The organism is Bradyrhizobium sp. 26S5, assembly GCF_036923295.1.
Taxonomy (GTDB): Bacteria; Pseudomonadota; Alphaproteobacteria; order Rhizobiales; family Xanthobacteraceae; genus Bradyrhizobium; species Bradyrhizobium septentrionale.
Genome location: NZ_CP145948.1, coordinates 5,072,707 through 5,085,858 on the forward strand (window position 1 = coordinate 5,072,707; position 13,152 = coordinate 5,085,858).

The following is a 13,152-nucleotide window of genomic DNA, read 5'->3' on the forward strand; positions in this document are numbered from 1 at the left end:
AGGGTCCACAGTGGCTTCCATCGAGTCATGGAAGCCGAGGTTGGGATGCTGGTGGTGGAGACGATTGGTAAGATCCGTCGCGCCTACTTTGTTGATGGTCGTCCGATCAAGGCGATCTGCCGAGAACTTGGCGTATCGCGGAAGGTGGTTCGCAAGGTCATTCGTTCTCAAGCGACGGAGTTCCGGTACGAGCGCGAGACGCAGCCGCTCCCGAAGATGGGTGCCTGGAGTGCCGAGCTTGATCGGTTGCTGGCAGGGAATGAGAGCAAGGCGGCGCGGGAACGGCTGACGCTGATCCGGCTATTCGAGGAACTCCGCGGCCTGGGTTATGCCGGCGGCTATGATGCGGTTCGTCGATACGCCCGACGGTGGACCAAGGAACGCGGCACCTCGACAGCGTCGGCTTATGTGCCGCTGAGCTTTGCACCAGGCGAAGCCTACCAGTTCGACTGGAGCCACGAGGTGGTCCTGCTGAGCGGCACCACGGTGATGGTGAAGGCTGCTCATGTTCGGCTCTGTCACAGTCGCATGCTGTTCGTGCGGGCCTATCCGCGGGAGACGCAGGAGATGGTGTTCGACGCCCACGACCGGGCATTCGCCCTGTTCAAAGGCACCTGCACCCGCGGCATCTACGACAACATGAAGACCGCGGTGGAGACGATCTTTGTCGGTAAAGGCCGTCTCTACAATCGCCGCTTCCTGCAGATGTGCAGCCACTATCTGGTCGATCCGGTCGCCTGTACGCCAGCGTCGGGCTGGGAGAAGGGGCAGGTCGAGAACCAGGTCGGGCTGGTCCGGGAGCGCTTCTTCACGCCGCGGCTGCGGTTCAAAAACCTCGACGAGTTAAACGCCTGGCTGCTCGACAAGTGCATCGCCTACGCCAAGGCTCATCGCCATCCGGAGCTGGTCGATCAGACGATCTGGGACGTGTTCGAAGCCGAACGCCCCAAACTCGTTCCCTATGCCGGCCGCTTCGACGGCTTCCATGCGGTGACAGCATCGGTCTCGAAGACCTGCCTGGTGCGCTTCGACAACAACAAGTACTCGGTCGCAGCCAGTGCAGTCGGACGACCGGTCGAGGTTCAAGCCTATGCCGATCGCATCGTGATCCGTCAGGATGGACGTATCGTTGCCGAGCACCCGCGATCCTTTGGCCGCGGCGATACCGTCTACGACCCCTGGCATTATGTGCCGGTGCTCGCCCGCAAACCCGGCGCCTTGCGCAACGGTGCTCCCTTCAAAGACTGGGTGCTGCCGGCCGCGATCGAGCGGATCCGGCGCAAGCTGGCCAGCACCGACGATGGCAATCGGCAGATGGTCGACATCCTCACCGCGGTGCTGACTGACGGTCTGTCCGCGGTGGAAGCGGCTTGTGCCGAAGCGCTCAGTCACAGCGTCCATTCCGCCGATGTCGTTCTCAATATCCTGGCCCGTCAACGTGAACCCGCCCCACCGGCCAACATCATGACGCCGGCCGCACTGACGCTCCGTCATGCACCGATCGCCGATTGTGCCCGCTACGACAACCTCCGGAGGACCATCTGATGGAACGAACCCAAATCTTCGACCTCATGGGCGAACTTAAGCTCTACGGCATGAAGGCTGCCTTCGACGAGATCATGGCAACTGCCGTCAAGCGCCAGCACGAGCCTCAACGCATTGTCGGCGACCTGCTCAACGCCGAGATCAACGAGAAGCAAGCCAGGTCGATCAAATACCAGCTCACCATTGCCAAGCTGCCGCTCGCCAAGGACATCGCCGACTTCCAGTTCGACGGCACGCCGATCAATCAGACTCTCGTCAATGATCTCGCTGGCGGCGGCTTCATCGCCCAACAACGCAACGTCGTGCTGGTTGGCGGCACCGGTACAGGCAAAACCCACTTGGCCATTGCCATCGCCAGAAGTTGCATCCGCGATGGCGCCAGAGGACGCTTCTACAACGTAGTCGACCTCGTCAACCGGCTCGAGACCGAGACCCGCAACGGTCGGCAGGGACGGCTCGCCGAGCATCTGACCCGCATGGACTTCATCGTTCTCGACGAGCTGGGCTATCTGCCGTTCGCGCAATCCGGCGGTCAGCTCCTGTTCCATCTCATCAGCCGGCTCTACGAGCGCACCTCCATCATTGTCACCACCAATCTTGCGTTCGGCGAATGGCCCAGTGTGTTCGGTGATGCCAAAATGACCACCGCGCTACTCGACCGATTGACCCATCACTGCGACATCGTCGAGACCGGCAACGACAGCTGGCGATTCAAAAGCCGCGACGATGTTCAAACAACCCGCGCTCGCGCCGTCTCCGCAACCCCGACCAGCTCCGACGACCCGAGCGCTACCAGCAGAGCACGCCGATCAAAGGGGTCCCTTTTGGATGCCGATAGGGGGTCCCAGTCGAACGCCGATTGACAGTGGGCATTGTTCGCCGCGGCCGAGATCGTCTCTAGGACACGCATAAGCGCGCCTGACAAATCAGCAGTCTGCTGCGGCTGCTCGGCCTGGCCAATCCGCTGCTGGTTCTCGGGCGTTGCCGGGTTCGACGGTGCAGCTGGTGTGGCTCCCGGCGCGATCTGCCAATTGTACGCGGGGTTGGTGTCGCCGCTCGGTGGCTGCTGCGCCGGTGCAGTGGGCACGAGCTCCTCGAGCGGCGTCGGATAGCGCCGCTGTCCTTGCGTGATCGCTCCGGGGTCGGTGAAGGCCTTCGACAGAAAATCGCTGATGACGCCGAATGGATTTCCGCCCTTCAGTTCGGTTGCACCCGACCCAGTCCCGGTGGACGCGGTATTGCGGAGATAGCCGACAAACCGACCGAGAAGGTCTCCCCGGTTTGACGAGAACACCTCGCCTAGGCTTTGCGGGGCATGGGGCACGTCTTCAGGACGTACCGGGCCGATGAAGCGGCCGCCTCCAGGCTGGTAATCCTTGGCGTGCATGAGCTTGTCGACGCCGGCGGCTGCCTGGTCAACATAGCCGGAAGCAGCATCGATGCCCTTCGTGAGGTTGGCATGATCGCCCCCCATCGTTGCAGTGAGCCGCTTTGTCGCCACCTCGAGCCCCTCGAACGCGTCGGTGACACCGCGCGCAGCCTCGGCGTCGGCCGTCGCCTTCGGATAGTTTCGAGCGAGACTGCTGATGACTGAGTTTGGCTGCAAACGGCCGCCGCGATCTGTGAAGTTGGCAAGCTCGTCGGCGTTCTTAAAGGATTGACCGTATGGCGCAGGAACCGAACGCGCGACGAAATTCGCGGCCGTCGGAGATGTCTGCTGCAATGCCTTGACGGCTTCCGTTGTTATTTTTTTGTTGTCGAACAAGCTGCTGAAAAATTGGTCGACCGCCGCTTTCGCTTCCGGCCCCCCGGTTTTGTCGACCCTGGTTTCCGCGAGCAGCCCACCTTGCGCTTTGAGGAAGCTATCATCCGTTGCAGGGGTAATCGCAGCGCCGCCTTCGAAAATTGGTTCAAATCTGTGCTTCGCGACAAGCTCGCGACGATAGGTCTGAAACCGCTCGAAGCCGGGTGCAATTGTGCCGACGTCGGTTCCTAACTGTTTTGCTTGATCCGACAGTTTGCCGAAGGAATCGTCACCGCCGCCGAAGGCCTTCAGTCTCGCTTTGGTCTTGTCGGTTTCCTCGCCCAGCTTCGCCAAGCCGACCAGCGCGCCGGTGATGCCGGCGACCAAGCCGGCGGGCGACAGAAAGCCGGCCGCGAACCGGGTAACGAGCCCGCCAAGGTTGCCTAGGCCGGCGCCGCCCAGCGCACCGCCGATGCCGCCCTGTTCGATGATCGGGGCGAGCGCCTCGCGGACCTTGCTGATCGGCTCGCCAATTCGCTCTGCCGCGTTCCTGGCGTCGCCGATGGTCTTCTCGGTAGCCTGCAGCGATTTCTTCCCGGCGTCGCCGACGGCCTGCAGCTTGCTCTTTACTTCCTGATCGCCTTCGAGCGCGATGCTGAGGAGGACTTCGTTCTTTTTGGCCATGGTCAATCTCCTATTTCCGCAGTTGGCCGCGGTTCTGCGCGATCAACTCGCGCTGCATCCGAACATGTTGGCTGATGATCCTGCGCACGGCCGCGGCGGCCCCAGCGGCGGCGCCATTCTCCACGGCTTCGCCCTCCTGCCAGGTCCACTCGATGCCGCTGGTTTCGTACTCGTTAGTCTCCTCGTAGATGACGCAGTAGACGAGGACTGCCAGACACAGCGAGAAGGACGCACTCATGAAGTCGCCCGAGTTCGATTTCGGGAGAAGAGGCTCCAGGATCTCCGCCAGCTCCATGTACTCTTCGTTGTGGCGCTTTTTGAACGTCTCGACGTAGGCCCGGGCCCGATTGGCTGCCCTTGTGGCCGACCGCATAGGGATGGTGTTCGACCGATCGGCCTTAACCTCACTCAGGCGCACTCTGCCGCCATGCGTTCGAATTCGCTTCTGGCCGATCTGCCGGCTCAGTGTCGACTTGTGCAAGCCCAACTGCCGGGCCGCCTCCGAGATCGAAATGAGAGGTTCCGCTTTGTTCATTGGGTGGCACCCCTGTCACCTTCGGTGTTCACCGCGGGCCTTAACTTAAGGCCCAAGTTAAGGCCGTAGACGCAACGTCTACACTTTCCGAACACCCGCTTAGCTATTGATGCCATTCTGCTTTTGTCCCGAAACGTTGCAGGTTGCATGTTGTGCGTTGCATAAGTTTTGAGGTCTGGCTCTAGCGTTATCGAGCGCTCCCCGTATTGCCCTAAAGTCCAAAAGATCGTTTGGCATGGGGGGGGGTGGTCCGGGCTTCAGTTGTACGGGGTGCGGTACCGCGAGAGCACCGCACCCGTTCGTGTCCTGCTTGCGCCGTCAGGGGGAAGGAAAGCCCCTGCGATTTGATGGGCACGCCCCGCCAACCCAAAGCTGAAGGCGTGCCCACGTCCGCAACGCGCCTGGTCAGGAGGGGATGGAGCTTCCCCATTCGCGGGACGGACGATCTGCATTAGATGAAGTCCTCAGCCATGGCCGGCATGGTGCTGGCCAGTCCGAGCACGACGCGCGGATCGGCGTCGCCGCGGCGGTGGATCGCCAGTTCACGCTCCTCGGCTTGGCGGATCAGCTGTTCTTCCTCACGCTCGGCGAGGATGATCTTGGCCCGGAGTTCTGCTTCGCGCTGCGCTCGTTCCTCATCGGTGATAGCGTTCGCGTCGTCGGAATACTTGTCGACTTCGGCGTCAATCGCTGTGATCAGCGTGTCCTTGAAGGCGAAGCACAGTATGCCGAGGGCATCGGACGTGCCGCCGGCCGAATAGGCTTCTGGCGGAATGACAAGATCGGATCCGACAAGCTCTTTCGAGACATGGTGATTGCCGCGAATGCCGACGGACGGCCAAAGGATATTCTCGCCGTGGTCGATGGCGCCCAACACGCGCGGCGGCTTGGCGGTGACCTCGATCAGGTCCCGGACCTTCTTCTTCACTTCGGCGGATGGCCGTGGCTTGGCGTTGATTTCCCGCAGATCGGCGAACAGCTGCGCAATCTCCTCGCGGAGGTCGGCGATCGCCTTCTTCAGATCGGCGGCGGCCGACTTCTTCGCCTGCTTGCCGTCGTGCGGCACAAAGTCCATCGAGTGGTTCAGCACCTGACGTGCATAGGCGCGGCATCGCTCCTGGAGCTTGTTCAGTGCCGAAAAGCGCGGCGCGGACTCGTCCATCTTCGCATTGAGTTTCTCGATCTTCTTGTCGAGATTGGTTTGGTCGGCACGAAGCTTCACCACGTCGGGATGGTTTTCCGGATAAATAACCGTGAGACCGTACCGGGAAGCCTGGGCTTCGTCTGTTCTAAGCCGAATTTTTTGGATGATCTGACCGCGCTCGACCATCAGGACTTGCAACTCGTCCATCCAGTTATGGCGCTTTGCGCTCACTTCGTCGCGCTGATCCTCGATGTTCTCCAAAGCCGTCAGCAGCCAATCTGGCAGCCGGCCGCGGACCAGAGAGAAGCTTGCATTGGTGATCGGTGCCGCCGAGGGGACCAAAGCCTCGATGTTGCGATTGAGCGATCCCTGAACCTCGGCAGTCCTGGCGGCTGTGGCAGCATCGAGTTCCTGAAACGCCTGCGTCACTCTGGCAAATGCCGCCTGCGCCCCAGGCTCCAAGGCGCCTGCCATGATGCTTCGAGCCGTAAGCGCAACTCGGGCGAAGGCTGCCCTTTCGGCCGGGGTCTTGGCAGTCGCGCTGGCCTCATTGGCCATACGCTCCCAATCTTCCATGCTGCGCGGCGTATCCATGTGTTGATCCTTCCTCAGGTCTGATTCGTCCTCAACATGCCCCAAGTCGTTGGCCGTGAGCTGCCCTAGCTCGTGGCCAACAGTGCACGGATGCGCCGGGCGGAAAGCGGGCGGTCGATGACCTTCAGCACGGCCCAGCAGTGGCCGCGCAGCGTCTCCCGGTAGGTGATGCCGTAGGCGGACCGGTCCCGCTTCCAGTCCGGTCCGGAGCGATATCGGGCAAGACGCTGGGCGATGCTCTCGGCGGCCGCGCTGGCGGATTGGTCGGCGTAGAACGTCGACGCCATATTGCGCAGCAGCCGCTGGTGTTCCGCCTGCGCCATCCTGGTCGTCGCACTGCGCTGGCCGGGCTTGGTCGGCACCAGCACCACCGCGATGCTGCGCAACGCCTCCGCGGCCGCGCCCCGGTCCGCCTCAGACAGCTCGGCGCCGGCGGCGAGCGCCTCCGCGAGGCGGTGAAGGTCGGTGTGCACGGTCATGCCACAGCCCATTGGGAAGCCAGAACGACGCGAACCCGGCACACCGGCGGAAGGAGTTTTTTGCAGATGTCGGTCAGGATCAGCTCGTAGTCGCGCATGATCCGGCTCTGGACGAACGGACTCTCCACGCCGAACGTGACCACGCCATCCGTGACATCGACGATCTCGGTCTTGCCGAACCAAGATACGACCGGGGCTTCCCCGATGCGGGAGACCAGTTCTGCGCGAAGCGACCCGAGCGCTTCAACACTCGCAGGGTCGCGCGCGCGCACAGGGATTACACAAGGGATATAAGCAAGGGAAGATTGGTGCGAATGGCGGTTCGCCTTTTCTATGCTCGCCGTTCGCCTTTTCTCGTCGATCCGTTCGCCTTTTCCATCGATATAGGCGAACCCCTGTTCGCCTTTTATTTCGTCGAGTTGGCGGTCGATTGCAGCGATGAGACTACCGCCGTTCCGCCTGCTGTCATCCCTCGAACTCGCCCGGAAAGGCGAACCGCCATTCGCCTTTCCTTCATCCGCTGGCGCGCTCAAGGTCGCCCTTTCCAGCCTAAGACGGTACCCGTTGAAATGGGTCCGGCCCGGGGTGAAGCTGACGTCGATGTACTCGAGGTCGCGCAGTCTTTGGGTCGAGATCTGCAGCGCGCGCCGGGTGATGCCGAGCGCCTCGGCGCCGGTGATCTGCTTGAACCGCGCCTCTCCTGTCTTCCGGTCCGTGACACTACCGACGTAGTACGCCACGCGAAAATCAAGATGCGTGGCGCGCGGGTCGCGCATGATCTGGTCCAGGACCGAAAGTTTCTGTGCGGTGAAGCGATCACTCACGACGGAGGTGCCTCCGCCAATTCTATAGCGATGGCGATCGGGCCGCGGATGCTGTGCCTGATGGTGTCAACGTCGACGCCATGCTGCAGCAACAACGAGACCAAAAGGGCTGCCGTCTCAGCGTTCTGCTGAAGCGGCGTGTCGAGCTTATCGGTGTCGAGGAAGATTTCAGCTAGCGTGCCGTCGGGAAATCTGCTCGCTGTGGCGCGGTAGCGGAAGCCCTCATGCTCGAAGTTGAAAGCGATCGACAAGCGCTTGTTGGGAAGACGTCGCCGGTTTGGTCTGCTCATTGCGCGGCCTCCCCGTGAATTAACGGGGCGACAATCGAGGCCATTGCGAAGCTGATCGCGCACCGGCGCGTCATTGCCCGGGCTTGCCGCTGATTAAGGTCTGCGCTATTTGTCGATCCGAGCTCGCCGCCAAGCTGCTCGAATTTCGGCGCCGGTTCACCGCATGCGGTGGCCGGCGTCGCCGCTTCTGGACCTGCCATCAAGCAGCATGCTGCTTCGGCTGGCGCGGCTGAAGGCTAGAAATGTAGCGGTCGACGCTTTCCGGCGTGATGTAGGTGCTGGCGCCATCCTTCAAGACGTCGAGCCGGCCCTGGTTGATCAGATCGTACAGCTTGGTGTTGCCGACCGAGATCATGGCCATAACCTGCCGCGGCTTCAACAGGCGGGGAGCAATCTCCGACTTCATGTCATTCATCTCCGTCAAGAGCGATGGCGACCAATTCGCCCGCTTCGAAACGGAGACTTACGGAAATGGCGACTCGTGAAAATTGGTGCTGGAGGACACCGCTATCGCCATGGCGATGTCAGGACCTCTCATCGCCAGTCACGCTCGCTACAAACTTGCGGCGGTCCCTGTATGCCGGCTCCGCACGCCAACGCCTGATCGTGTCGCGTTCAACGCCAATCCGTTTCGCGAGCACCGTGACGCTAAGGCAATTACCGCTCGCGTCTGCCTTTCCATCGAGAAGAGAGGCCCTCTGAAACGCCTCCACATTTTTTTTCTTTTTGCTGATTTTGATCCCGATAGCCTTTTGAAATTCGAGTGCCGGCTCTCCGACCTTCAAACCCAGAGCTTCAAATGTGAGCCAGAGCAGTTCCGGGGGCGCCGGCTTACGATGGTAGGCGCAATAGCCGTGAAGCATGTAGATGTAATTCTGCTCGAGTGGCGTCAGCCGCGGCAGCTTTTTCTTGTCAAGGATAAACGGCCTTCGCTTTTCTTCCAGACTGGCCCGCAATTTCATCGCGCAGGAGTTGACGCCGGTTTCCCTGTAGTCGCCAGTGTCGCCCTCTTCGGACATCGACTTGATGTATCCGTGAAACTCGCCCGGGATGCCGTCATAGCCCCAGCAGAACAACGTGGGGGGATGCTGTTTCATGAAGCTCGCTCCAAGTCGTCCAGATAATCAGCCCACGCCTGCATCATGTCGACGCGCTCAGCCCAATACTCTGCGCGGTTGTAGGCCCTGCGAACGCTGTTCTTGTCGACGTGTGCGAGCTGGCGCTCGATCACTTCCGGCTTCCATCTGTTCATCTCGTTGAGACGCGTGCTCGCCATCGCTCTGAAGCCGTGCGAACACATTTCGTGCTGCTCGTAGCCGAGCCGCCGCAGCGCGACGTTCATCGTGTTTTCGGAGATGGGCCGATTGCGAGTGACCAGCGACGGAAAGGCAAATCGACATACATTAGATGGTTCTTCGCGAGTACCATCTATTGCCCCTGCCCGCTCCCGCAGTTCCTTCAGGACACCACGGGCCTGTGTCGACAACGGGATCAGATGATCCCTGCGCATCTTCATGCGGACGGCGGGTATTTCCCAAACTGCGTTGGTGTCATCAAACTCGGCGAGTTCGGCGAAGCGGATTTCACCCGGCCTGACGAAGGTCAGCGCGAGCAGCTGCAGCGCCAGGCGCGTGGTGGTGTCGCCCTGGTAGGCTTTGATCGCCCGCATGAGTTCGCCAATGCCGGCAGGGTCGGTGATGGCCGGCCGCGGCGTGGTCTTGGCCGTCGTCAGGGCCCCGCGAAGATCGGCGGCCGGATCCCGCTGGCACCGCCCCGCGGCGATTCCGAAGCGAAAGATGCTGCTCGCCAGTGATCGGGCCCGGGCTGTCGTCTCATGGTGGCCGCGGGCCTCGATCTTGCGCAGCACCTCGAGCAGTTCCGGCGGCTCGATCGCCGCCGCCGGCCGAGCGCCGAGGTCGGCGTTCAGGACCTTGAGAAGCCAGTTGGCGCGGTCGATCGTGCGGCCGCCCTTGCCGGCCATCTTGACCTTGAACCAGTCATCCCCGAGCTCCCTGAAGGTCGCCCGGGCCGCCAGCGAGACGGCGATTCGGTCCGCCTTCCGTTGCTGGGAGGGGTCGACGCCGCCGTCGAGCAGCCGCCGGGCCGAGTTCCGGAGGTCGCGGGCCTGCGCGAGGCTGGTGCGCACCTCAGCCGAGCCCGGCATCACGTAGGGCCCGAGTGCGAGGAGTTTCTGCTTGCCGTCGAATCGGTAGGCATAGCGCCAAAGCTTGGCGCCTGTGGTGGCCACCAGCAGGTGAAGGCCACCGCCGTCGGAAAGCTTGAACGGCTTATCCTTGGGCCGCGCTGTGCGACAGGAGGCATCTGTGAGGGACATATCGGGGCGATCCGTGTTGGTATCGTGCCGAAAAGAGCCTGATCGCGCCCGCAGATACCAACTGAAATACCAACAAAATCTGCGGCTGTCGGCGGATTTCGGCGAATGAAAGCGAAGCACTATAGGCCGAAAAATGGCCGGTTTCGCTGGGCTTTGGAGGGTTTCTGTGAATAACCGCGAACTGGCGCGGATGAGAGGCTGGCTCCCCGGGCTGGATTCGAACCAGCGACCATTCGATTAACAGTCGAATGCTCTACCGCTGAGCTACCGAGGAATAGGCGAACATATGTTCGCGAGCGGGCAGCGTATAACAAAGCCTTTCGGCCTTGCAAAGAACCAAATGGGGGACCCGGTGAAACTTTAGCGGAGACGGTAAACCGCTGACGTACAAGGGTTTGCCCCCAATCCCGGCGTGAAATATGCCTGGCCCGCCCGCCCCGGCCGCCCAAGCTGCAGGCGCCGGAAACACCGCCGGCGCGGCGATCGCGCCGCGCCCGTGATTCTGTCTTGGATTCCATCTCTTGGATCCCGTCTTGGGCACCACCCGCCCCCGACATCACTCTGCAATGAACGAGGTCGTCTTGGTGCCGGGGTCGTAGCGCAGCCTCAGGACGTTCAGCTTGCAGAGGTTGACGTTCTTCCACAGCACCGACTCGTCGTAATTGGCCCAATCGACCTTGATGTTCCAGAGGCAGCCTTCGTCGTCGTTGCCGAACTCGACATAGGCGGTGTCCTGGTTCTTCAGGGTGGCCTCGAGTTCGTTCTCCCATTCGTCGAGGCCGTCGTCGGGCCCGTTGAAGCCGAGAAACTTGATGGCATATCCGGTCTCGTTGACCACGGAAACGTTGCGGTTATCGGCGGCCCGCGCGGGTGTCGTGACCAGCGCCAGTCCCATCACAAGCAATGCCGGCAAAATAGACTTCATCGAAATCCTCCTGGCAGTCGGCCGCACATCGGCGTGCGGTTGTCACCTCCTCAGCGACCGTGCCGCACGGGTACAAATCGTGCACAGAATGCGAAGAGCTGGGTTTAGCGCGCGGCGATCGCGACGATGAACAGCGCGGTCGCGGCAATCGAGGCCACCGTTCGCACGTGGTTCCACAAGGTCCAATCGGTCAGATAGCGCGCCCAGACCGGTGCCGCCGCCGCGCTCGCGGGGGCCGTCGCCGCAAGCTGGTCGTTCAGCGGCACATTGAAGACAACAGTGACGACGAACATGCCGACGACATAGATGACGCCGCCGCCAATCATCGCAATCGCGCCCGGCTCCTGCCATCGCAGGGCGCCGAGCACGACCAGCGCGGCGCAGGACAGCGTGGTGCCGAAGAAGACCGGCATGAACAGCGAGCGGACGATGTCGACATTGATCGCGTTCATCGCCGAGATCCCGGCAGCCTGGTCGATACGGCCGAGCGCGGTCATGACGAACGCGGAAAAGGCGAAATAGAGCCCGGCGAGCAGGCCGCAGCCGAGCGCGGAAAACCACAGCAAGCCCCAGGTCAGGACATGGCGCATCGTTCCAGCTCCAAATGCGAGGGATACTCGTATTTGTGAAATGCGATAAACTCTCGTATTAGAGACGTCAACCCCGGTGGCGGAGGAGAAGGATGGCGAGACGAAAGGCCGCGCCTGCGGCAGCGGCAAGGGCCGCTCCCGCGGGAGAGGCTCCCCTGCCCGGGCTGGCGCGGCTTGCCCCGACGCAGCAGCGCAGCCGCGAGCGCTTCGAGCGCATCCTCGCCTGTGCGACCGAGATCATGGCGGAAAAGGGCAGCGAGGCGTTCCGCATGAGCGACATCGTCGAACGCAGCGGCGTCGCATTCGGCTCGCTCTACCAATATTTCCCCGACAAGGCCGCGATCATCGGCACGCTGGCGGAACGCCATAACGCTGTCGGGCGCGATTGCGTCCGGCGCGATCTGGCTGGTGTGACGGCCGCGCGCGACCTGCACCCGGCGCTGTGCCGGATCGTCGACAGCTACTACGAGATGTTCATGCGCGAGCCTGTCATGCGCGACATCTGGCAGGCGACCCAAGCCGATCGCGCCCTGCAAAAGCTCGATGCGGACGACATGGCCATGCTCTCCGCCCTGCTGTCCGATGCGGTCAGACGGCTTGCGCCCGGCATGCCGGCCGCCACCCTCACCAATTTCTCAGGGCTGACCATGACGCTGATCGCCGCCGCCGTGCGTCACGCAATCACGCTGCCGCCGAAGAAGGCCCGCCAGGTGCTGACGCAGTTCAAGACCATGCTGCCGCAGGACCTTGCCAGGCTGCCGTGACCACAATCGCACAGAGGTCGGGAATTTCCTCCGCGCAGAGGCGATAGACTGCGGGTCTACACGATTTACGCCGTTCGAGACCCTGCCCGCGGCGCCCGACACTATCCCGCCGGCGAACCATGCCGAGGATCGATGCTGCATGCGATTGGCGACTATCCTGCGATCCTTGTCTCACTGTCACGGCTTCCTAAAATTGCTGCGATATTTGACGGCTATGAGAATCGCCGGGAATTCCCGGAAGAGTTTTTCGCAAGATGTGATTTGTCTCACACGAGGTGCGGCCATGCCGACCTAGGTTCCCCACGGGGTCAGGGATTCATTAACCAAAGCGGGCGCCATCGTTCTTTTCATAAAATTCGAACGATTCGCTCAATCCGGACCGAAGACAGTTTTGCGACCATGGCGCTCTCGAACCTCGGAGAGCGCGATGAGCGACGTCGAATTTGATCTGCTGCTGGACGCCGTGCGAACGGCGATCGCGCCCATTGCTCAGGAGGATTTCGTGGCCCAGCCTTCGCCCCGTATTCAGCCGCCGCCGCGCGCTGCCAATGATAACCAGGCGCCGTGGCCTCTGATTCCGTTTCCTGAAGGTTGGTACGCCGCAAGCTGATGCGGCTTCTCATGTATCGGCTGCAAGCCATTGATGAGACGAGTGGAGGCCACGACCGGAATTGAACCGGTGTACACGGTTTTGCAGTT

The 13,152-nt window shown here is 61.9% G+C and carries 14 protein-coding genes and 1 tRNA gene; 4 read left to right on the top strand and 11 right to left on the bottom strand.

The window, feature by feature from the left end; translation table 11 throughout:
• Positions 1-45 precede the first annotated feature (45 nt).
• Both istA and istB read left to right on the top strand, forming a co-directional pair.
• Complete coding sequence (gene istA, locus V5279_RS23505; RefSeq protein WP_166309211.1) at positions 46-1,545, top strand: IS21 family transposase; 1,500 nt, start codon at positions 46-48, stop codon at positions 1,543-1,545.
• Positions 1,545-2,408: an IS21-like element helper ATPase IstB gene (gene istB, locus V5279_RS23510; RefSeq protein WP_166107168.1), complete on the top strand. Its 864-nt coding sequence runs from the start codon at positions 1,545-1,547 to the stop codon at positions 2,406-2,408. Before istA ends, istB begins: the two co-directional genes overlap by 1 nt.
• A 1,575-nt stretch (positions 2,409-3,983) precedes the next feature.
• Here the strand turns inward: istB and V5279_RS23515 are convergent.
• The 11 genes from V5279_RS23515 to V5279_RS23565 all read right to left on the bottom strand — a co-directional run bounded on the left by V5279_RS23515 (position 3,984) and on the right by V5279_RS23565 (position 11,689).
• Entirely contained in the window at positions 3,984-4,508 is a 525-nt protein-coding gene (locus V5279_RS23515) for a hypothetical protein (RefSeq protein ID WP_338688281.1), read from the bottom strand.
• 451 nt (positions 4,509-4,959) lie between these two features.
• Positions 4,960-6,246 carry a hypothetical protein gene (locus V5279_RS23520; RefSeq protein ID WP_338688283.1) on the bottom strand — a complete coding sequence of 429 codons (1,287 nt, stop codon included), beginning with the start codon at positions 6,244-6,246 and terminating at the stop codon, positions 4,960-4,962.
• A gap of 65 nt (positions 6,247-6,311) precedes the next feature.
• A complete protein-coding gene (locus V5279_RS23525) occupies positions 6,312-6,725 on the bottom strand; it encodes a hypothetical protein (protein ID WP_338688285.1) in 414 nt (137 codons plus the stop codon).
• Positions 6,722-7,549, bottom strand: coding sequence for a hypothetical protein (locus tag V5279_RS23530; RefSeq protein WP_338688287.1), 828 nt, complete (start codon positions 7,547-7,549; stop codon positions 6,722-6,724). The genes V5279_RS23525 and V5279_RS23530 overlap by 4 nt, the downstream gene beginning before the upstream one ends.
• A complete protein-coding gene (locus V5279_RS23535; protein ID WP_338688289.1) occupies positions 7,546-7,800 on the bottom strand; it encodes a hypothetical protein in 255 nt (84 codons plus the stop codon). The genes V5279_RS23530 and V5279_RS23535 overlap by 4 nt, the downstream gene beginning before the upstream one ends.
• 238 nt (positions 7,801-8,038) lie before the next feature.
• The gene (locus tag V5279_RS23540) at positions 8,039-8,245 is read right to left on the bottom strand and encodes a helix-turn-helix domain-containing protein (RefSeq protein WP_338688292.1); all 207 of its coding nucleotides are present in this window, start codon (positions 8,243-8,245) and stop codon (positions 8,039-8,041) included.
• 118 nt (positions 8,246-8,363) lie between these two features.
• On the bottom strand, positions 8,364-8,936 hold the full coding sequence (locus V5279_RS23545; protein WP_338688295.1) for a hypothetical protein: 573 nt from the start codon (positions 8,934-8,936) through the stop codon (positions 8,364-8,366).
• Complete coding sequence (locus V5279_RS23550) at positions 8,933-10,174, bottom strand: tyrosine-type recombinase/integrase (RefSeq protein ID WP_338688298.1); 1,242 nt, start codon at positions 10,172-10,174, stop codon at positions 8,933-8,935. The genes V5279_RS23545 and V5279_RS23550 overlap by 4 nt, the downstream gene beginning before the upstream one ends.
• 199 nt (positions 10,175-10,373) lie before the next feature.
• Positions 10,374-10,448: transfer RNA gene (locus V5279_RS23555), tRNA-Asn, on the bottom strand.
• Between the two features lie 282 nt (positions 10,449-10,730).
• Positions 10,731-11,099, bottom strand: a complete 369-nt coding sequence (locus V5279_RS23560; RefSeq protein ID WP_338688300.1) for a hypothetical protein — start codon at positions 11,097-11,099, stop codon at positions 10,731-10,733.
• 104 nt (positions 11,100-11,203) lie between these two features.
• On the bottom strand, positions 11,204-11,689 hold the full coding sequence (locus V5279_RS23565) for a DUF1772 domain-containing protein (protein ID WP_338688302.1): 486 nt from the start codon (positions 11,687-11,689) through the stop codon (positions 11,204-11,206).
• Positions 11,690-11,781: 92 nt separating this feature from the next.
• Here V5279_RS23565 and V5279_RS23570 point away from each other — a divergent pair, with 92 nt between their 5' ends.
• Entirely contained in the window at positions 11,782-12,453 is a 672-nt protein-coding gene (locus tag V5279_RS23570) for a TetR/AcrR family transcriptional regulator (protein ID WP_338688304.1), read from the top strand.
• 427 nt (positions 12,454-12,880) lie between these two features.
• Positions 12,881-13,063: a hypothetical protein gene (locus V5279_RS23575; protein ID WP_029084163.1), complete on the top strand. Its 183-nt coding sequence runs from the start codon at positions 12,881-12,883 to the stop codon at positions 13,061-13,063.
• Positions 13,064-13,152: the final 89 nt, after the last annotated feature.